Genomic DNA, 21,134 nt, shown 5'->3' with positions numbered 1-21,134 from the left:
AAATTTGTATGTTATTATAATTTTTATACTTTTAAAGGAAGAACTTTTAGTAATAGCTTATTTCTTATTAAATCAGCATTTATTTGATTTAGTGTATTCGAAATAAAATAAAGTCTTTTTTCATCAATATTTTCTATTTTGTTATTACCTATTATCTCAATTATTGACAATAAAACTGTTCCAACTTCATTTGCCTCTATCAAGTCCACTAAACTTCCATCTAGCTCATAAGGCTTTTGTGAAAACAAACTGTCATACTCGCTTGGTATTTCTACTCCATCTGATTTCAGACTTTCTATAAAAATTATATCTTTAGTGGACAAAGTTTCATTACTAAAAATTATTCTATCTAGAAATTTTTTTAAATCTTCTTGTATTTCAGATTTTGAATAATCTCCTCTAAAATAATTTACCCACTTAGATTGATGTAAAATATTATTATTGTATTGAATTTTTTTGAACTCTGAATCCTGATTTTTTGAATAATTATTGTAAAAACTTAAATAATCCGAAGGAACATCATCTACTTCAATTTCTTTCAAAAAGTTATTGAGCTCTATATCAAAAGCTAATCCAATGTTGTTGTCCTCAAATAGCTGCTTCAACAACTGTAAAAATTCCAATTTCAATTCTGTTTCACTCGTTAAAAGTGCTCTTTGATAAATTAATGCTCTTGCTTCTAACGGAGACAGCGACTTGTAAGTATCAGTTGCACTTAACAATTGATCAATATTAAATTGAAATTTTTTATAATATTCAAATAAGTCTTTTTCAGAAAAAATTTTATAATTTGCAGCTTTCTCAATAATTAAGATTTTATCTTGATCATTTATGTCAACATTACTTAGATCTGGTAGTAAATTTGAATTTGATAGATATTTCCAAATTAATTGAGGCGTATTTTCATTGGGTTCAAATGAAAATTCTGGATTTGTTCTATGAGCTAAATGAAACTCAAATACTGAACTTTCAGAGACTTCCTTAGATGCTTCATCAATATAACCAAACAGGTAATTCATTTTATTTTCAAAATATTCATCTTGAAAACCTAACTCTTTTTTAAGATCTAGAATTAATTGGGCTTCTTCATTTTTTCCATAATTAACTAAACAATATAAATTTAATTTAGATAAATATTCATCTTCAACTGGTTCTTTAATTTTTGTAAAAAATTCACAGGTCTTTTTTATATCTTGGCCTGATAAATAGTTGTCTAATAAATGTGTAGTTAGTTTAGGATGAGAATTTACAATTTGATTATTAACCAAAAATTCTTCAATAAGTTCTAAATTAGAATTTTTAATTAACCAATCAGATTTAAATTTTAAAAATTCATTTTCAGTAATATTTTGATTAGGATAATGAGCATTAGTTAATAATGAGATTTCCATAATTTCTAAAGCGTCATTAGAAAGATTAATTTTCTCTAAACTGTTAAATAAATTTTTTAACTTTTGACCATCAGATTTCGTCCACATATCAATAGTCAAACCATATTCTTCGGGATCATATAATCCTACGATTTTGACTTCTTTTGATATTAAATTTTCATCTAATTCTATTGAGCCAGTATTTTTATCTGACTGCATATCAAAGACACTTATTTGATCGTTATTATTTTCATCTTCAATAACAACTACTTCCTCAACAGTTTCATTTTCCTTTTTTTCGAGATTCCATATATCAATTGGATTATCTTCTGCGTGAATAGGATTTAAAATAATTAAATTGCTTAAAAAAATAATAAGGAATTTTTTATTTAACAATTTTAAAATTTTCATTTGGAATAATTTTTTGAATTTCCTTTTTAGGAGCAGGAAAATCAATTGAATTAAGGATTAAAAGAACGCCAAGAACAATTACTAGTCCAAAAATAGATTTAACAACTAGTCCAATTATACTTTTTTTACCTGAACTTGTATTTTTGTTGAATTGCATATAACTTTAGTTAATTTCAAATTAAGACATATTTGTGTTTTTTCAATATTTAAACTTATGAAATCAAAAAAAAATCTAGTTTTTCTAGGTATGATGGGTTCTGGTAAGAGTTCTATAGGCTCTTTGGTAGCAAAAAAATTTAAGTTAAATTTTGTAGATGTAGATAAAGAAATAGAAAAAAATTTAAATACATCAATTCGAAAAATATTCGAGACAAAAGGAGAAGAATATTTTAGAAAAATTGAAGAAAAAACTACACTTAAAAAATTAAAACTTAGTTCTACAGTTATCTCTCTTGGGGGAGGTGCTTTTGCAAATAAAAATATTAGAAATGAAGTTTTAAAAAATCATTATTCATTTTGGTTAAATTGGGATGAAAAAATTTTAGTTGAAAGAATTAAAAATAGTAAAAAAAGACCTTTAACAATTAATGCTACAGATAATGATTTAATTGATTTAATTAAAAAACGAACTAACATTTATTCTAAAGCCTTATATGAAATCAAATGTGATAATCTTACAAAAAATGAAATAGTAAGCAAAATTAAAGAAATTTATGAAACCAATTAAATTAAAAATTGAAACAAAAACACAAAAATACCCAATAATAATTGGATCAAATTTAATTACTAACCTATCAAAGATAACTAAGAATAATTCCTTAACATTTAATCAATGTCTTCTTGTGGTTGATAAAAATATACCAAAAAAATTTATCACTAAAATAAAAAATTCATTAAAAAAAAACAAAATACATATATGTTTTTTTAATGCCAGTGAGGCCAATAAAAACTTTAATATTATTAATAAGATCCTAGAAATTTTATTAAATAAAAACTTTTCTAGAGATGACTGTTTAATATCAATAGGTGGGGGTATTACAGGTGATGTAAGTGGTTTTGCATCAAGTATCTTTAAAAGAGGTATGAAATTTATAAATATACCAACAACACTTTTATCTCAAGTTGACTCTTCGATTGGTGGTAAAACTGGCATAAATTCACATTATGGAAAAAACCTAATTGGTAGTTTTTATCAACCAAACTTAGTGATATCAGATGTTGATTTTCTTAAATCGCTGCCAAAAAGAGAGATTGTTTGTGGATATGGTGAAATTTTAAAGCATTCTCTAATAAGAGACAAAAATTTCTTCAAATTTTTAAATAAGAACGTGAATAAAATTACTAAACTGAGTTCTCCATTTATTGAAAAAGCAATTTATGAAAGCTGTAAAATTAAAAAAAGTGTGGTCGAAAAAGACGAGAAAGAAAAAAATATAAGAAAAGTTTTAAATTTTGGACATACATTTGGTCATGCTTATGAAGCAAGCTTAAATTACAATAAGAAATTAAATCACGGTGAAGCAGTGATTCTAGGCATAAGGACAGCATTAAGTTTTAGTTTAAATTTAAAAATACTTAAAAAAAGTGATTACAATCTAATATTAAATCATATCAATAATTTAAATCTAGCAATATCTGTTAATAAATTTTTTAAAAAAAAAGATATAAATAAAATATTATTTTTCATGACAAAGGATAAAAAAAATAAATCTCAAAAAATTAATTTAGTACTTTTGAAAAAAATTGGATCTCCACAAATTAATATTGAATATCCAAAAGAAAGATTGAAAAAATTTTTTAATGGTTACTTAAGATAGTTGAATTTGAATTGAGTGAATAGTTTCTTTCAATTCTTTCTCTAATACTTTATAAATTTTTTTATTACTTTCAATTCTGTTCATATTTTTTAATTCATCAGAAACTATTCTTAATTTTAAATGATATTTACCTTCTTGATTACCTTTGTGATTTTTATGTAGAAAAGATTTATCTTCTATATCTATACTTTGAACATTTATTTGATCTGATAATTTTTTTTTTATAATTGCAATTAATTCATTTATATCCATATAGTGAATATTATATCATGAAAAATATTTGTGACTGGAATAATTGTAATGAAATTGGTGAATACAGAGCACCGATTGAGAAGGATAATAGCAGGAAATATAGAATGCTTTGTCTAGAACATGTTAAAGAATTTAACAAAAATTGGAATTATTTTTCTGGGATGAGTGATAATCAAGTGATCAATTTTTTAAAGTCAGATATGACTTGGCACAAACCCACTCAAAATTTTAGTTCTTCAGATAATTTTTTTAAAGTCCTATGGAACACAACATTAAAAGATGAATTTGATAAAGATAAATTCAATGGAGACTATAATCATATGCGTCAATTTAAATTTGATCATAAAGATATTAAAGCATTTGGAATATTGGGAATATCTGTGGGTTTAAAGTGGCAAAAAATACAAGAAAAATTCAAAGTGCTTGTTAAAAAATTTCACCCTGATATGAATGCCGGAAACAAAAAATACGAGGAAAAATTAAAACTAATAACTTTAGCTTACACACAGCTAAAAAATACTTATAGAGAAAAAATTGATACCAAATCTTAACATTCAACCTGACATCAAAGTTTCATTAAAACAATCTTTTGGAATAGATTCCGAAATGGAAGTGGATGCCTTTTCAAAAAGAAGTGAATATGTACCTGAAATAGATAAAAATTATAAATTTGATAGAGATACTACACTTGCAATCATTTCAGGATTTGCATTCAATAAAAGAGTATTGGTACAAGGATATCATGGTACTGGAAAATCAACACACATAGAGCAAATAGCTGCAAGATTAAACTGGCCTTGTATTCGAGTAAATTTAGACAGTCACGTTAGTCGAATAGATTTAATAGGTAAGGATGCAATTGTCCTTAAAGATGGAAAACAAGTAACACAGTTTAATGAAGGTATTCTTCCATGGTCAATTCAAAATCCAGTTGCTCTAGTATTTGATGAATATGACGCTGGAAGACCTGATGTTATGTTCGTTATTCAAAGAGTGTTGGAGGCTGAAGGAAATTTCACGCTACTAGATAAAAACAAAGTAATTAGTCAAAATAAGTATTTCAGGTTATTTGCTACATCTAATACTGTTGGGCTTGGTGATACTACTGGACTTTATCACGGAACACAGCAAATTAATCAAGGTCAAATGGATAGATGGAATATTGTAACAACATTAAACTACCTAAGCTTAGATAGAGAAATGGATATAGTTTTATCAAAGAATAAAAATTTAAATAATGCTAAGGGAAAAGAAAAAGTTGCTAATATGATTAAAGTAGCATCCTTAACTAGAAAAGGTTTTATTGCTGGAGATATATCTACTGTAATGAGTCCAAGAACAGTTCTTCATTGGGCTGAAAATTCTGAAATTTTTAAGGATACAGGATATGCATTTAGAGTAACCTTTTTAAATAAGTGCGATGATATTGAGAAAAATACAATCGCGGAATATTATCAAAGATGTTTTGGTGAAGAATTGTCTGAGTCCTTGATCAATATTCAAATTTAAATGAGCAATAAAGATACAAATTTAAAAGAAAAATTTAGAATCGCTTTATCTTCAACAGCAAAAGTTATCGCAGACGATATTGATATAAACAACAAATCTTCTGAAGATAAAAAGACGAAAGATATTTCGTCTTTTGAAATAAATGATCTAACTAGTCCAAGTGATTTTATAAAATTAAGAGCTGAAACAGACTCTACGGCACTTAAAAAAAGATTTTCTAATGAAAAAATTTACAGAAAAAATTTGCCTTCAAACACTTCCTCTAGATCTTTATATAATATAGCTGAAAAGATTAGATATGAAGCCCTAGGAGGCAAAATGTTGAAAGGAATTCAAAAAAATTTTTATGAAAACTATTCACAAATAATTAATCGTAAAAGAAAAGATCAGCTTAAAACGAAAGAAGACGTTCCTGTTGCTGAAGCATTTGAGCTATATATGCTTAAAAATTTTCATAATATAGACCTAAATCCTTTAACATCTAGAATGCTTAATTTCTGGGAAAAAGATTTTGAGCAATCAATTAAAAAACATAAAGAGTTTTTGTTAAATAATTTAGAAAATCAAAATACTTATAGTTCTAAATTTTCCGAAATACTCGAAGAAATGGATATTTTTGAAAGCAATGAAGAAGACCAAGAAGAGGAGGAAAATCAAGATCAAGGTCAAGACAATCCCTCAAATGATGACCAAAATAAAGATAATGAAGATAGCAAAGATGAAAATGATGAACAACAAACAGAGGCATCCGTTGATGCTGATTATAGTATAGATGAGTTTAATTTGGATGAGCAGTTGTCTGATGTTGAGTCTGATGAGCAAAACTCTGAGCAGGTAATTCAAAAGAAAATTGATAATATAAATCTTGATTACAAAATATTTACTACACAATACGACGAAGTGGTTAAAGCTGAAAATCTAGAAAATGCAGATGAGGCTACTAAACTTAGAAAAAATTTAGATCAACAGTTAATTGGTTTCCAAGATGTAATTACTAAGTTAGCTAATAAACTTCAAAGACAATTACTGGCAAAACAAAATAGGGCTTGGGAATTTGATTTAGAAGAAGGATTGCTTGATAGTTCAAAGTTACCAAGAATAATAATGGATCCATATAATTCTTTGTCATTTAAAAAAGAAAAGGACCTAGACTTTAAAGATACAGTTGTAACTTTACTTATTGACAATTCTGGTTCTATGAGAGGAAGACCAATAACGATTGCTGCTATATGTGCGGATATTCTCTCGAGAACACTTGAAAGATGTTCAGTCAAAGTAGAGATTTTAGGATTTACCACAAAAAACTGGAAAGGTGGACAGAGTAGAGAATTTTGGACTAAAAATTCAAAACCAAAAACACCTGGCAGACTTAATGATCTTAGACATATAATTTATAAAGGTGCAGATATACATTGGAGGCAAGCAAAAAATAATTTAGGCCTGATGTTAAAAGAAGGTTTGTTAAAAGAAAATATTGACGGAGAAGCTATATCTTGGGCATACAACCGTATTAAAAAAAGAAAAGAGGAAAGAAAAATTTTAATGGTAATTTCTGATGGAGCTCCAGTTGACGACTCGACACTTTCAGTAAATTCAGGAGATTTTTTAGAAAAACATTTGAAGAAAATGGTCAAATTTATTGAGAATAAATCTGATATTGAAATTTTAGCGATTGGTATTGGACATGATGTTTCGAGATATTATGATAGAGCTATAAAAATTACTGATGTAAATGAGTTGGGAGATGTAATGATATCTCAACTTAGTTCTTTGTTCGAAACAAAGAAAAAATTTCATTAAATATTAAATAAATCTGTATTTCTCCATTTAATTATTACTTCTGCACCAGATCTTGTTTTAGAGTTTCTGCAAATCACAGCAGCAAAATTTTTTTCTAACAGTGTTTTTCCTATAAACAAACCTAAACCAAGTCCTGTTTTTGATTTATCTTGAGGATTATTTGATTTTAAATATGGCTCTCCTATTTTTGATAAAATATCTTTTGGATAACCTGGACCATCATCTTCAATACTGATTTCGGTAATTTCACTATCACTCTTTAAATTTATGAAAATATTTTCATCAGAAAATTTATTAGCATTACCTATAAAATTTCTTAGTCCATAGACAATTTCTATAGATTTAACTATTTTTTTCGAATTAGAGTCTTGATCAAAATTAAAAATAAACTTCTTTGTACTTATCTCTTTAAATGAATTTAAAATTTCATTTAGATAATCTCTAATTGTAATATCTACATCAATAAACTCATCCTCTTCGTCTGGATTTAAAGTTAATTTTTTTAATATTTCATTACACCTTTCAACCTGACTAGATAATAAATTAATATCTTTTTCTACCTCTTTGTTACCCTCAAATTGTTTTAGTAATTCTTGAGTAATTATTTTTATAGTTGAAAGCGGTGTTCCTAATGAATGAGCGGCTGCTGCTGCTTGACCGCCCAAGGACAATAGTTCATGTTCTTTGGCCATTACTTCTTCCATTTTCGTAAGAGCTTCTTTTCTTAACCTAGATTGAGTTCCGAATGTCATTGCAAAATAATTTAAAAAAACAAGAGCAACAATCAAAGCGATTGGAATAGAATAATAATAATAAGGGCTTACATGAAAATGATCCCCAAGTGGAGAAGGTAATTCTGTTGAATAAAAAGTTAAAAATACAATTGATAAAGCTGTTAACAATACAAGCATAGTATTTGTTCTAAAACTTAAATTAGATGATGAAAATACACTTGGAATAATTATAAAAATAACAAATGGATTAAGAATTCCACCTGACAAGTAAAGTAAAATAGCTAATTGCAAAATATCAATAACTAAAAAAATGAAAGCTGATCTGTCTGACAATTGAGTTTTTTTATAAATAAAAATTAAGTAAAAATTACTTACGATTCCAATAAATATAATTAAATTAGAAGTTGTAAAATTAAATTTAAAATCTAATACAAAGTATACAAAATTAACTGCAATTAACTGTCCAATTATACCAATCCATCTTAAGGTAATATAAGTAGATTTTTTGAATGAATGGTGTTTTGAAGTTTCAAAAAACTTCATTTTTAAATATCAAGATTTTTTACATTAATAGCATTTGAGACTATAAAATCTTTTCTTAATGCAACATCACTACCCATTAGTGTGTGGATAAGACTTTGATCTTTTTTAAGATCTTTAGAGTACTGAACTTGAAGCAAATTTCTAGTTTCAGGGTCTAAAGTTGTATTCCACAACTCTTCTGGATTCATCTCGCCGAGACCCTTGAACCTTTGTATGTTCATTTTTGATTTTTCTAAATCTAAAGAATTTAAATAGTCTTTTGACCCCTTTTTCAATTTCTTCAATTCCTTGTTATTATTTACGATATAATCCTCTAATTCTTTTTCATCTTTAATATAAATCCCTTTTGAACCTTTATTAATTTTAAATAATGGTGGTTGAGCTAAATAAACATGACCATTTTCAATTAATTTATTAAATGGTTTGTTATTAAAAAAAGTTAATAACAATGCTCTTATGTGAGAACCATCAACATCAGCATCAGTCATTATAATTATTTTACCATATCTTAAATCTTTTAAATCTATTTCCTGAGATTTAGGATCAAGTCCGAGTGCATTAATTAATGTTACTATCTCATTTGAAGAAATCATTTTTGCAAGAGCTTTTGTTCTTAGATCTGAACCATTACCATTGCCATTACCATTTTTTTTAAAATTTATGTCCTCGACATAAGTATTTAAAATTTTACCTCTAAGAGGCAAAACAGCTTGATTTGCTCTATTTCTTCCTTGTTTAGCGGAACCACCTGCCGAGTCTCCCTCAACTATAAACAATTCAGTACCCTCTTGTTTTCCTATCTGGCAATCAGCTAATTTTCCTGGTAATCCACTTAACTCAAGGGCTCCTTTCCTTCTTACATTTTCTCTAGCTTTTCTTGCAACATCTCTAGCCATAGCTGCCTGAATAACTTTAGCCAAAACTATTTTAGCAACAGATGGATTTTGATCAAACCATATTGATAATTTTTCATTAACCAAAGTTTCAACAATCATTCTTACCTCAGACGACACCAGCTTATCTTTAGTCTGTGAAGAAAACTTAGGATCAGGAATTTTAGTTGAAAGCACACATGTTAAGCCTTCTTTAATATCATCTCCTGAAATAGCTAATTTATTCTTCTTTAATAAATTATTTTCATTAGCATATTTGTTTACGACTCTTGTAAGAGCGCTTCTAAAACCTAATAAATGTGTACCACCATCTTTTTGATGAATATTATTTGTATATGGAAATATATCTTCTGAATAACCTGCATTCCATTTTAATGAACACTCTATTTCAATGTTATTTTTTTTGCCTTCAATGTAAATAGGTTTTCGAAATAAATCATTACCATTTTTATTTTGTAGTTTTTCTCTTTTTTCATCTAAAAAATCTACAAACTCCAAAACACCACCATCGAATTTAAATTCAGATGTTTTTTCTTTTTTTTGACTAGCATCAGTAAAAATTATTTTAATACCTTTATTTAAAAATGCTAACTCTCTCATCCTTTTAATTAAAATGTTTGCACTAAATTTAATTGACGAAAATATATCTTTAGAAGGCAAGAATGTTATTTGGGTACCCGTATTTTTAGATTTTCCAACTACTTTGAGGGGAGATTTTGCTTCACCATTTTTAAATTCTATAAAATGTTTTTTTCCATCTCTATTTATTTCTAATTCTAGTTTTTCTGATAATGCATTAACAACTGAAACACCAACTCCATGTAGTCCACCAGAAACTTTGTAAGAGTCATGATCAAACTTACCACCAGCATGAAGTTGAGTCATAATTACTTCAGCTGCAGATTTTTTTTCCCCTTTATGCATGTCAACAGGAATACCTCTTCCATCGTCATTTACAGTAATTGTTCCATCGGAATTAATTTTTACACTAATATTTTTACAATGACCTGCTAAAGCCTCATCAATGGAGTTATCTACAACCTCATAAACCATATGATGTAAACCTGTACCATCGTCGGTGTCTCCTATATACATCCCTGGTCTTTTTCTGACTGCCTCAAGACCTTTTAGAACTTTGATAGAATCTGCTTGATATGTATTTTTGTTTGTCATTTTTTTAATTTTTTGGAAAAACTAATCATATCACTTTTTAATAATTATTGTTGATAATTAACAACTTTTATCAAAAAAATGCTTTTAAAATACATTTAAAAACAATGAGATTTTAGATATTTAATGTCCTCAAATCATTTATATGTAATTTCATCGGAAAAAATAAAAAATTTAATGATATTCAGGAAACTTCTTAAACTCCCTATTTTAAAAAGGCTTATACCAAGTGTACTCATTAGATTATTAAAATTTTTAAAAAAAAATAGAGGCTATTTCAAAATTAAAAATACTAAAATGTTTCTAGATTTTCTAGATCCAATAGATAGGGAATTAATATTACACAATGAATTTGAAAGTACGGAAATTAATCATCTTATAGAAAAAATTAATATCAATAAAATTAAATTTTTTTTAGATATTGGTGCTAATTGTGGGTACTATTCTTTAACAATTGGAAAAAATGTCAAACATATTTCCATTATAGCCTTTGAACCTAACAAAGAGGCTTTTTATAAATTTTCAAAATCATTAGATATAAATCCTGATTTATCAAAAAAAATTAATTTGAATAATTTTGGATTATCTAATGTTTCAAGTAAGCTAAAGATGCAGACAATGGTTAAATTTGGATATCAACAAACAGGAGGCGCTGGAGTAACCAATAATGATGCTGTTTTAAAAAATCATGATAGTTTTTTTGCAGACTTTAAAATTGGTGATGACTATTTAAATTTAAGAGATGAAAAATTATCCCTAAAAATTGATGTAGAGGGACATGAATTAAATGTTTTGGAAGGTATAAATAAGACTCTTGTGAACAATAAATGTATTTTACAAATTGAAATTTTTGAAAAAAATTTTAATTCAGTTAATAATTATCTCTTAGCTATAGGTTATAAAAAAATTTTTGAAGTAAAAAATAGATCTAATTTTTTTTATAATAATTTTTAATTATGGCGGAGAGAATGGGATTCGAACCCATGAAAGAATTGCTCCTTTACACGCTTTCCAAGCGTGCGCCTTCAACCACTCGGCCACCTCTCCAATTATTTTTCTTTTGAAATTTTAAGAACACCAATAAATGCCTCTTGAGGTATTTCCACTCTTCCAAATTGTTTTGATCTGGCCTTACCCTTTTTTTGTTTTTCTAATAATTTTCTTTTTCTATCTGTAGCTCCACCACCATGAATTTTTGTTAAAACATCTTTTTTAAATCCTTTGATAGTTTCTCTAGCAATAATTTTTCCTCCAATTGCAGCTTGAACAGGAATCATAAAATTATGTCTTGGAATTAAGTCTTTTAATTTTTCACAAACTTCTCTCCCAGTTTTTTGAGCAAAATCTTTATGTATCATCATAGCTAAAGCATCAACAGGTTCAGCATTAACTAAAATACCAAGTTTTACTAGATCACCTTCTCTATGCTCAATAATCTCATAATCAAAACTTGCATATCCACTCGTCATGGACTTAAGTCTGTCGTTAAAATCAAACACAACCTCATTTAGAGGAAGTTCATAATTTACCACTGCTCTACTGCCAGAGTAACTAAGGTTGGTTTGCACTCCTCTTTTGTCCTGGCACATTTTAATTATTGAACCTAAGTACTGATCTGGAGTAATAATGGTTGCCTTTATCCAAGGTTCTTCAATGTATTTTATTAATGTAGGATCAGGTAAGCTTGATGGATTTTGTAAATCCATGGTATCACCATTATTTAAATGAACTTTATAAACTACACCAGGAGTTGTTGTTAATAAATTAACATCAAATTCTCTTTCAAGTCTTTCTGTCACAATTTCTAGATGAAGCAAACCTAAAAACCCACATCTAAATCCTAATCCTAAAGCTGAAGATGACTCTGGTTCAAAAGAAAAACTTGCATCATTTAATTGTAACTTTGCTAAACCATCTTTTAATTTTTGAAACTCTGAGCTATCTACAGGGAACAATCCACAAAATACTACAGGTTTACTTGGTTTAAAACCCGGTAAAGCATCTTTTAATGGTTTTGTTGCATCACAAATTGTATCTCCAACTTTTGTCTCTGATAACACTTTTATACCTGTTGTGATAAATCCTATTTCTCCTGTTTTTAGTTCAGTAATATCAACTGGCTTTGGTGTAAAAACACCAACTTTTTCTACAATATATTCTTGATTTGTAGACATCATTTTAATCTTCATGTGTTTAGAAAGTTTCCCATCAATTACTCTAACTAATATGACAACACCTAAATAAGTGTCGTACCAACTATCAACTAGTAAACATTTTAAATTATATAAACTCTCACCTTTTGGTGCTGGTAAAGTCGTTATAATTTGCTCTAAAATATCTTCTATTCCCTCTCCAGTTTTTCCTGAACAAGGAATTGCATTCTCGGTATCTATCCCAATAACTTCCTCTATTTGTTTTTTTGTTCTTTCTAAATCAGAAGCTGGTAAATCTACTTTATTTAATACTGGGACAATTTCGTGATTTGTATCTAATGCTTGATATACATTTGCTAAAGTTTGAGCTTCAACACCTTGTGTGCTATCCACAATCAAAATTGAACCTTCACACGCATATAATGATCTACTTACCTCATAGCTAAAGTCTACATGACCTGGGGTATCTATAATATTTAAAATATATTCTTTTCCGTCTTTAGCTTTATAATTTAACTTTACTGTTTGAGCTTTAATGGTGATACCTCTTTCTCGTTCAATATCCATTGAATCTAAAACTTGAGCTTTCATCTCTCTTTCAGTCAAACCACCACAACTATGAATTATCCTATCTGCAATTGTAGATTTTCCATGATCAATATGTGCAATAATTGCAAAATTTCTTATATTATCGATTGAACTCATTGGCTTTAGGATCGAATTTTAGCACCAGTTTTATTTTCTACTGTTTCTATAATTAACTTATTTATTTGGTCTAAATCCGCTTCTTTAAGAGTTTTTTCTTGAGATTGAATTGTAACGCTAATCGCAATTGATTTTTGGTTTTGAGGAATATTATCGCCCTCATAAACATCAAAAACATTAATGTTAGAAATCATATGTTTATCAACATTTGATAAGACATTTACTAAATCTTGAGCATTAATTTTCTTATCAACTATAAAAGCAAAATCCCTTTCTGACTTTTGATAATCTGAAACAGAATATTTTGTTTTTTGATCTTTTAATGATTTTTTTGGTAATTTTAAATTATCAAGAAATATTTCAAAACCTACTAGAGATTCAGTCTTCATATCTATTTGCTTAATGATATTTGGATGAATTTCACCAAAGTATGCGGCTACACTTTCTTTACCTCTGTTTAAAAATAATCTTCCTGATTTACCTGGATGATAATAATCAGGTGTTCCATCATCAATATAAAATTTTTCTGCATCGTAACCTGCTTCAACTAAAGTTTGAACTACATCTTTTTTAATATCAAAAACATCTATATTTCTCTCTTTTTCTAACCAAGAAAGTCGAGATTTTTTTCCAGCAGATAAACCACAGACTACTATATTTTGTTCACCAGGTTGTTTTCCAAAAAATGTTGGTCCTATTTCAAAAATAGATAGATCTTTAATACCTCTATCAATATTTTTGCTCATATACATAATTAAATTGGAAAATATCGAATTTCTTAAAACTCCTAATTCTGAACTTATAGGGTTCACAATTTTTAATTCATCATTTTGTCCTTTGAAATAATCATTATATTTCGCATCTGTGAAAGACCAAGTAATTGCTTCCAAATAACCTTTTGAAGCAACAGATCTTTGGAGGAAATGAAACAATTTTTGAGTTTGTGTTAAAGTAGATTTTTTTCTCTCTTTGATAGGTTCTTCTATCTTTATTTTATCATAACCAACTATTCTTACCAATTCCTCAACAACATCTATTTCCTGAGTAATATCTGGTCTCCACGATGGGATACTTAGTTTAAAAACTTTTTTATCTTTTTTGCACGTAAAACCTAAGTTGTCTAAAATTTTTAACATATCTTTTGTTAAAATTTTAAAACCTGTAACTTTTTCAAACGAATTTGGATCAAATTTAATTATTTGATTTTTAAATGTACTGATTTTTTGAATATCTAGCTTACTAATTTCACCACCACAAATTTCTTTAATTAAAAAAGCTGCTTTATTTAAACCTTCTTCAATTGATAATTGGTCTATTCCCCTTTCAAATCTAAATTTTGCATCTGTATCAATATTTAATCTTTTTGCTGTTCTTCTAATTGATCTTGGATCAAAATAAGCTGATTCGATTAAAACATTTTGTGTATCCATTTCTGTTCCAGATCTTGTGCCCCCAATGATACCACCAAGTCCCAACACACCTTGATCATCACTAATTACACACATATCATCTTCAAGTTTATAGGTTTTGTTATCTAAAGCTGTAAACTCTTCGCCAGATTTTGAGTTTCTAACAATTATACCTTTTTCAATTTTATCAGCATCATATGCGTGTAATGGCCGGTTAATATCAATCATTACATAATTTGTAATATCAACAATTGCTGAAATAGGTTTTTGACCTATAGAAATTAATTTATCCTTTAACCACTTTGGACTTTCAGTATTTTTTACATTTGTTACCAAACAGCTTCCAAAAGAAAAACATCCTTGATTTTTTTCGTTTGTAATTTTTACTTTAATTGTTTGAGATTTTTTCGATTTTATTTTTTGTTCTTTAATCTGTTTTAATTTACCAAAGCCTGAAGCTGCTAAATCTCTAGCTATTCCTCTAACACCAAGACAGTCTGGTCTGTTGGGTGTGATTGATAAATCAATCAAATTAGAACTAGATTGAGTAAAAAAACTTTTTCCGATACTGTTGTTGTATTTCGAAGACAAAAGCTCAGTAATTCCATCACTTTCTTCAGACAAATTCAGTTCTGATTCAGAACAAAGCATACCATAGGATGCAACATCTCTAATTTTTGCTATAACTAATTTAGTTTTATTTTTTGGAATAACCGCACCAGGAGGAGCATAAACAGTAATTAAACCTTCTCTAGCATTTGGTGCACCACATACGACCTTCTTAATCTCTTTTTCACCTACATCAACATCACAAACTTTTAAACGGTCTGCATTAGGATGTTTTTCAGTTTTTAAAATTTTTGCTACTTTGAATAAATCTAAACCTTCAGATAAATTTTCAACACTTTCAACTTCAAGTCCAATATCAGTTAATTTCTCAAGTAACTTCTCTTCCTTGGCACTTACAGATAAATGATCTTTTAACCAATCAAATGTTATCTTCATCGACTTAGACCTCTATAATTTGTAGGAACATCAAGAGGATCAAATCCAAAATGATTTAACCATCTGTAATCACAGTCAAAAAAAGCTCTTAAATCATTAATACCATATTTTAGCATAGCTAACCTGTCTATACCTATACCAAATGCATATCCTTGGTATTTAGCAGGATCAACTTTAACATTTTTTAAAACATTTGGATGAACCATTCCACATCCTAAAATTTCAAGCCACTGATCCCCTTCTCCTATAACAATTTTACCATCTTTAATTTCGTAACCAATATCTACTTCTGCAGATGGTTCTGTAAAAGGGAAATGACTTGGTCTAAATCTCATTTTGATTTTTTCCACTTCAAAGAACTCTTTTATAAAATAATTTAAACATCCCTTTAAATGACCCATGTTAATATCTTTATCTATATGAAGGCCCTCAACCTGATGGAACATTGGGGCATGTGTTTGGTCACTATCTGATCTATATGTTCTACCTGGGGCAATAATTTTAAACGGTGGCTTGTCTTTTAACATAGTTCTAATTTGAACTGGTGAAGTATGCGTTCTTAACAAAACTTCCTTATTTTCGTCTAAATAAAAAGTATCGTGCATATCACGAGCTGGGTGATTATCTGGAGTATTTAGTGCAGTAAAATTATTATATTCATTTTCTACATCTGGTCCTTCTTCAACACTAAAACCTATTTCTGAAAATATAGATGAAATTTCATCTATAGTTTGAGATACAGGATGAATTTTTCCTCTAACAAAAGGTCTTCCAGGTAAAGTTATATCAACTTTTTCTTTTTCAAGTTTTTGATTAACTTCTTTTGTTTCTATTTCTTTAATCTTTTCCGAAATTAAAGATTGCAGTTCATCTTTTATTTTATTCAAGTCTGCTGCAAAAGTTTTTCTGTCAGACTCTGGTATTGATCCTACAGTTTTGAATAAAGATGAAATTTGACCATTTTTTCCAAATAACTCTGTTTTGATTGAATTGATTTCATCTAAGCTTAGCTCATTTTTGAGCTTTGATAAAAATTGATCTCTAATATTTTTTATGTCTGACATATTAGTAGATTATTTCCTTAAGAAATAAAAACAATAGAGATTAATTTAAAGCGGATTGAGCTTTTTGTACAATTGTTTTAAATGCTTCTGGACTATCGTAAGCAATTTCAGCTAAAATTTTTCTATCTATTGCAACACCACATTTACTTAAACCATTAATGAATTTTGAATAAGTCATACCTTCTGCTCTTACACCAGCATTAATTCTTTGTATCCATAATGATTTGAAATCTCTTTTTTTATTTCTTCTATCTCTGTAAGCATATTGCATGGATTTCTCCATAGCTTGTTTAGCAACTCTGATAGTATTTTTTCTTCTGCCCCACTGACCTTTTACAGCTTTCAAAACTTTTTTATGTTTTGCTTTGCTTGTTACGCCTCTTTTAACTCTTGCCATTATTACCCTCTTAAACTGTAAGGCATGTATGATTTAACAATTTTGCCATCTTGTTTAGACAAAGTCGTAGTGCCTCTTAATTTTCTAATTTGTGAATTCGTTCGTTTAATCATACCGTGTCTTTTACCTGCTTGAGCAGATATAACTTTGCCCTTAGCTGATATCTTAAATCTTTTTTTTGCTGAGCTTTTTGTTTTTAATTTTGGCATAATTCTGCGGACTTATACAAAGAATGTTGAAATTTTACAACCTCTATTAAGGCTTATAAAGGTTGAATTACCATGATCATTTGCTTCCCATCAAATTTGGGTTGCAACTCTACTCTACCAATATCCTTCATATCCTCTTTAATTTTACCCATCAGTTCATTGCCTAAATGAGAGTGTTGGAGTTCTCGCCCTTTAAATCTGATAGTAAATTTAACTTTATCTCCTTTGGAGATAAATTTTTTTGCATTTTTGACCTTAAATTCATAATCATGAGTTTCAGTTACAGGTCTCATTTTGATTTCTTTTAATGAAATTATTTTTTGTTTCTTTTTTGCAAGATTTGCTTTTTTTTGTGCATCATATTTATACTTTCCCATATCCATTATTTTACAAACAGGTGGGTTGGCATTAGGTGCAATTTCAATTAAATCCAAACCTTGGTTTTTTGCCATTGATATAGCTTCATTAGTGCTTATCACTCCAAGATTTTCACCATCACTTGCAATAACTTGAACGTCAGGTGAAGATATTCGGTTATTAGATCTTGGACCTCTATCCTTTGTTCTTCTTTGAAAGTAATTTTGTTTGAAATCTGCCACTTAGTTTGATGATGCTTTATTTAAATCAGAAAAAGTATTTAAAAATGAATCTATATCCATATTTTCTTGTTTATTAGAGTCTAACCTTCTAATCGTTACTGAATTGGAGTCAACTTCTTTTTTACCACAAATTAATAAAAGAGGTATTTTTGCTAAAGAATGATCTCTAATTTTATAGTTTAAATTATTATTTTTAATATCAACTGCAGAACTAATGCCTGCACCTTTAATTTTTTTAGACACTTCAATAGCATAATTATTAAATTCCTCTGAAATTGGAATTACCATTGTTTGTAAAGGTGAAATCCAAAAAGGAAATTTACCAGCATAATTTTCAATCAATATTCCAATAAATCTTTCTAATGAACCAAACAACGCTCTATGAAGCATAACAGGAACTTTTTTTGTTCCGTCTTTATCAACATATGATGCGTCTAATCTTCCAGGTAAATTTAAATCAACTTGTAAAGTTCCACATTGCCAATCTCTTCCAATAGCATCTCTTAAAACAAATTCAATTTTTGGCCCATAGAAGGCGCCTTCACCTTTATTAATACTATACTCTAACTTAGAAGCTTTAACTGCTTCAAGAAGTGAAGCTTCTGCCTTATCCCAAACCTCATTATCTCCAACTCTAACCTCTGGTCGATCAGCATATTTTAAAATCACATTTTCAAATCCAAGATCTTTATAAATATCTAAGATTAAATTTGTTACATTTAAACATTCACTCGTAATTTGATCTTCCGCACAAAAAATATGCGCATCATCTTGAGTAAAAGCTCTAACTCTAAGCAAACCATGTAAAGCACCTGATGGTTCGTAACGATGAACCTTACCAAATTCTGTGATACGTAATGGAAGATCTCTATAACTTTTCAATCCCTGATTAAATACTTGTATGTGACCAGGACAATTCATTGGTTTTATTGCAAACACTTTCTCATCAGGAGTTTCTGACGTGTACATATTTTCTCCATACTTTTCCCAGTGACCAGATTTTTCCCACAATTGTCGGTCTAAAATTTCAGGTGTATTTACCTCTTTGTATCCAGCAGCATCCTGTCTGCTTCTCATATAATTAATTAATTTTTGAAATAATGCCCACCCTCTCTCATGCCAAAAAACTGAGCCTGGACTTTCTTCTCTAAAATGAAACAAGTCCATTTCTTTTCCTAATTTTCTATGATCTCTTTTTTCTGCTTCTTCTATTCTTTTTAGATGCTCATCTAAATCTTTTTGAGAAGCCCAGCTTGTACCATAAATTCTTTGAAGCATTTCATTGTTGGAGTCACCTCTCCAATAAGCTCCTGAAACTTTCATTAATTTGAAGTATTTTCCAATTTTACCTGTTGAAGAAAGATGTGGTCCTCTACAAAGATCATGCCAATCTCCATGAAAATAAATTGAAACATCTTCATTCTCCGGTATTGCTTCTATTAACTCAGCTTTATAAATTTCACCTTTTTTTTTAAAATGATCTATGGCTTTATTTCTGTCCCAAACTTCCCTTTTGGTAATCTCATCTCGATCAACAATTTCTTTCATTTTATTTTCAATCTCTGTTAAATCATCTTCTGTAAACGGATCTTTTCTAGCAAAATCATAATAAAATCCGTTTTCAATTACAGGGCCAATAGTAACTTGTGTTCCAGGGAATAATTCTTGCACTGCCATCGCTAATATGTGAGCAGTATCATGTCTAATAGTTTCTAGACCTTCAGGATTTTTAGATGTGAAAATTTTTACTGAACAGTCTTTCTCAATTAAATGATCTAAGTCCTTTAACTCGCCATCTATGCTTATAATCATTGCTTGTTTGGCTAATGATTTGCTAATTTTTTGCGCTACTTCCAATCCAGTAACTTTGTTTGGGAAATCAATATTATTTCCGTCAGGTAATGTAATTATAGGCATTTAATTTATTAATCTTTTATACTCTGAATAAGTAGAAAAGCACATTTTTTCAACATTAAATTTTTGAACTATATTTTTTCTTCCTTCAATACCAATTAATTTTAATTGAGTTTCGTCAATAGTTAGAGTTTTTAAAATTTTCTGACTTAATGACTTTGCGTCACCTGCTTTAAATAAATAGCCTGTTTTTTCATCAATGACCGTCTCATTAGAGCCACCAATATTACTTGCAATAATTGGTTTCTCCATAGACTGGGCCTCTACAGAAACTCTACCAAAAGCTTCTGGCTCAATAGAAGCTGAAACAATTATATCAGAAACTTTGTAAGCTAACGCCATATCTTTACAGTGATCGATAAATCTTAACTGTTTAGTCAACCTATATTGTTCTGAAAGCCTTATTAGTTTTTTTTTATACAAATCTCTTCCCTGATCACTTCCAAGGATAACAGCATAAAATGCCTCATAACCTAATTCAATATTTACCAAATTGATTGCTTCAATAAATACCTCTTGTCCCTTCCAGGTAGTCAATCTACCAGGCAAGAGCATAATCTTTTTATCTTTTTCTATTTCCCACTGTTTTAATAATTTTTTCTCTTCAGTTTCAAGTTTTGTAGTAGGGTCAAAATAATCAACATTAATTCCTCTATATATTACTAATAATTTTTTTTTTTGATTTAAGTAATTTGAATAATTTTCTTTGATATGTGAAAAAATAAAGTTTGATCCTGCAATAATTAAGTCAGATCGAACCATTACTGAATTATATAATTTTTTCAAATTACTTTTAAAATTATAAGTTCCATGAAATGTAGTCACAAACTTTCTACTTGTTATCTTGGAGGCCATTAAACAAGACCATGCAGGCGCTCTACTTCTGGCGTGTATGATTGAAATATTATTAAATAAAATAATAAAAGTTAAAATTATCGCATTAATTAAAATTAATATTGGATTTTTACTTTGAACTGGAAGTCTAAAAACTTTTACTTTATTTTTATCTACAAATTTAAGTAACTCACCACCACTAGTAACTATAAATGATTTGCAACCGTTTTCTGGCAAATAGTGAGCAATATCATAACAGCCGGTCTCTGCGCCGCCATATCCAAGTTTTGGAATTACTTGCAAAACTTTTAAATTAGATGACATTTGATATGATTATATATTAATT

The 21,134-nt window shown here is 28.6% G+C and carries 19 protein-coding genes and 1 tRNA gene; 6 read left to right on the top strand and 14 right to left on the bottom strand.

The window, feature by feature from the left end:
- Positions 1 to 23 precede the first annotated feature (23 nt).
- Together ACTTBI_RS07230 and ACTTBI_RS07225 are read right to left on the bottom strand one after the other, a co-directional pair.
- Positions 24 to 1,781 (bottom strand): hypothetical protein, encoded by a 1,758-nt coding sequence (locus ACTTBI_RS07230; protein WP_440653431.1) that lies wholly within the window; start codon positions 1,779 to 1,781, stop codon positions 24 to 26.
- Positions 1,756 to 1,938, bottom strand: coding sequence for a hypothetical protein (locus tag ACTTBI_RS07225; protein ID WP_440653430.1), 183 nt, complete (start codon positions 1,936 to 1,938; stop codon positions 1,756 to 1,758). The genes ACTTBI_RS07230 and ACTTBI_RS07225 overlap by 26 nt, the downstream gene beginning before the upstream one ends.
- 57 nt (positions 1,939 to 1,995) lie before the next feature.
- On the opposite strand from ACTTBI_RS07225, the gene ACTTBI_RS07220 reads away from it, so the two are divergent.
- Positions 1,996 to 2,508: a shikimate kinase gene (locus tag ACTTBI_RS07220; protein WP_440653429.1), complete on the top strand. Its 513-nt coding sequence runs from the start codon at positions 1,996 to 1,998 to the stop codon at positions 2,506 to 2,508.
- Positions 2,495 to 3,598, top strand: a complete 1,104-nt coding sequence (gene aroB / locus ACTTBI_RS07215; protein WP_440653427.1) for a 3-dehydroquinate synthase — start codon at positions 2,495 to 2,497, stop codon at positions 3,596 to 3,598. The genes ACTTBI_RS07220 and aroB overlap by 14 nt, the downstream gene beginning before the upstream one ends.
- Here aroB and ACTTBI_RS07210 read toward each other — a convergent pair.
- Complete coding sequence (locus ACTTBI_RS07210) at positions 3,590 to 3,850, bottom strand: BolA family protein (protein WP_440653426.1); 261 nt, start codon at positions 3,848 to 3,850, stop codon at positions 3,590 to 3,592. The two genes, aroB and ACTTBI_RS07210, sit on opposite strands and share 9 nt — an antisense overlap.
- Before the next feature lie 17 nt (positions 3,851 to 3,867).
- Between ACTTBI_RS07210 and ACTTBI_RS07205 the strand changes: the two genes are divergently transcribed.
- From ACTTBI_RS07205 to ACTTBI_RS07195, 3 genes are read left to right on the top strand one after another with little or no spacing between them, the layout of a single operon-like run.
- Positions 3,868 to 4,401: a J domain-containing protein gene (locus ACTTBI_RS07205; RefSeq protein ID WP_440653425.1), complete on the top strand. Its 534-nt coding sequence runs from the start codon at positions 3,868 to 3,870 to the stop codon at positions 4,399 to 4,401.
- Positions 4,385 to 5,359 carry a cobaltochelatase subunit CobS gene (gene cobS / locus ACTTBI_RS07200; protein ID WP_440653424.1) on the top strand — a complete coding sequence of 325 codons (975 nt, stop codon included), beginning with the start codon at positions 4,385 to 4,387 and terminating at the stop codon, positions 5,357 to 5,359. The genes ACTTBI_RS07205 and cobS overlap by 17 nt, the downstream gene beginning before the upstream one ends.
- Positions 5,360 to 7,159, top strand: a complete 1,800-nt coding sequence (locus ACTTBI_RS07195; protein WP_440653423.1) for a cobaltochelatase CobT-related protein — start codon at positions 5,360 to 5,362, stop codon at positions 7,157 to 7,159.
- Here ACTTBI_RS07195 and ACTTBI_RS07190 read toward each other — a convergent pair.
- Together ACTTBI_RS07190 and ACTTBI_RS07185 are read right to left on the bottom strand one after the other, a co-directional pair.
- On the bottom strand, positions 7,156 to 8,436 hold the full coding sequence (locus tag ACTTBI_RS07190; RefSeq protein WP_440653422.1) for an ActS/PrrB/RegB family redox-sensitive histidine kinase: 1,281 nt from the start codon (positions 8,434 to 8,436) through the stop codon (positions 7,156 to 7,158). The two genes, ACTTBI_RS07195 and ACTTBI_RS07190, sit on opposite strands and share 4 nt — an antisense overlap.
- A 2-nt stretch (positions 8,437 to 8,438) precedes the next feature.
- Positions 8,439 to 10,502 (bottom strand): DNA gyrase subunit B, encoded by a 2,064-nt coding sequence (locus ACTTBI_RS07185; RefSeq protein WP_440653421.1) that lies wholly within the window; start codon positions 10,500 to 10,502, stop codon positions 8,439 to 8,441.
- Between the two features lie 294 nt (positions 10,503 to 10,796).
- On the opposite strand from ACTTBI_RS07185, the gene ACTTBI_RS07180 reads away from it, so the two are divergent.
- On the top strand, positions 10,797 to 11,453 hold the full coding sequence (locus ACTTBI_RS07180; protein ID WP_440653419.1) for an FkbM family methyltransferase: 657 nt from the start codon (positions 10,797 to 10,799) through the stop codon (positions 11,451 to 11,453).
- A gap of 3 nt (positions 11,454 to 11,456) precedes the next feature.
- Here the strand turns inward: ACTTBI_RS07180 and ACTTBI_RS07175 are convergent.
- From ACTTBI_RS07175 to ACTTBI_RS07135, 9 genes are all read right to left on the bottom strand, one after another.
- Positions 11,457 to 11,546, bottom strand: a tRNA-Ser gene (locus ACTTBI_RS07175).
- 2 nt (positions 11,547 to 11,548) lie between these two features.
- Positions 11,549 to 13,357: a translation elongation factor 4 gene (gene lepA, locus ACTTBI_RS07170; RefSeq protein ID WP_440653417.1), complete on the bottom strand. Its 1,809-nt coding sequence runs from the start codon at positions 13,355 to 13,357 to the stop codon at positions 11,549 to 11,551.
- 5 nt (positions 13,358 to 13,362) lie between these two features.
- Positions 13,363 to 15,771, bottom strand: coding sequence for a phenylalanine--tRNA ligase subunit beta (pheT, locus tag ACTTBI_RS07165; protein WP_440653416.1), 2,409 nt, complete (start codon positions 15,769 to 15,771; stop codon positions 13,363 to 13,365).
- Entirely contained in the window at positions 15,768 to 16,835 is a 1,068-nt protein-coding gene (gene pheS / locus ACTTBI_RS07160; protein ID WP_440650647.1) for a phenylalanine--tRNA ligase subunit alpha, read from the bottom strand. Before pheS ends, pheT begins: the two co-directional genes overlap by 4 nt.
- Before the next feature lie 40 nt (positions 16,836 to 16,875).
- Entirely contained in the window at positions 16,876 to 17,232 is a 357-nt protein-coding gene (gene rplT / locus ACTTBI_RS07155) for a 50S ribosomal protein L20 (protein ID WP_440633264.1), read from the bottom strand.
- A gap of 2 nt (positions 17,233 to 17,234) precedes the next feature.
- A complete protein-coding gene (gene rpmI / locus ACTTBI_RS07150) occupies positions 17,235 to 17,441 on the bottom strand; it encodes a 50S ribosomal protein L35 (protein ID WP_023854436.1) in 207 nt (68 codons plus the stop codon).
- 53 nt (positions 17,442 to 17,494) lie between these two features.
- On the bottom strand, positions 17,495 to 18,040 hold the full coding sequence (infC, locus tag ACTTBI_RS07145; RefSeq protein WP_075505925.1) for a translation initiation factor IF-3: 546 nt from the start codon (positions 18,038 to 18,040) through the stop codon (positions 17,495 to 17,497).
- Positions 18,041 to 19,957: a threonine--tRNA ligase gene (gene thrS / locus ACTTBI_RS07140; RefSeq protein WP_440653414.1), complete on the bottom strand. Its 1,917-nt coding sequence runs from the start codon at positions 19,955 to 19,957 to the stop codon at positions 18,041 to 18,043. It lies immediately after the preceding gene.
- On the bottom strand, positions 19,958 to 21,112 hold the full coding sequence (locus tag ACTTBI_RS07135; protein WP_440653412.1) for a glycosyltransferase family 4 protein: 1,155 nt from the start codon (positions 21,110 to 21,112) through the stop codon (positions 19,958 to 19,960).
- Positions 21,113 to 21,134: the final 22 nt, after the last annotated feature.

This window comes from Candidatus Pelagibacter sp. HIMB1542, assembly GCF_052047835.1.
Classification (GTDB): Bacteria; Pseudomonadota; Alphaproteobacteria; order Pelagibacterales; family Pelagibacteraceae; genus Pelagibacter.
Note: the sequence above shows the minus strand (reverse complement) of the source record. Positions and strands in the feature narration are given on the sequence as shown.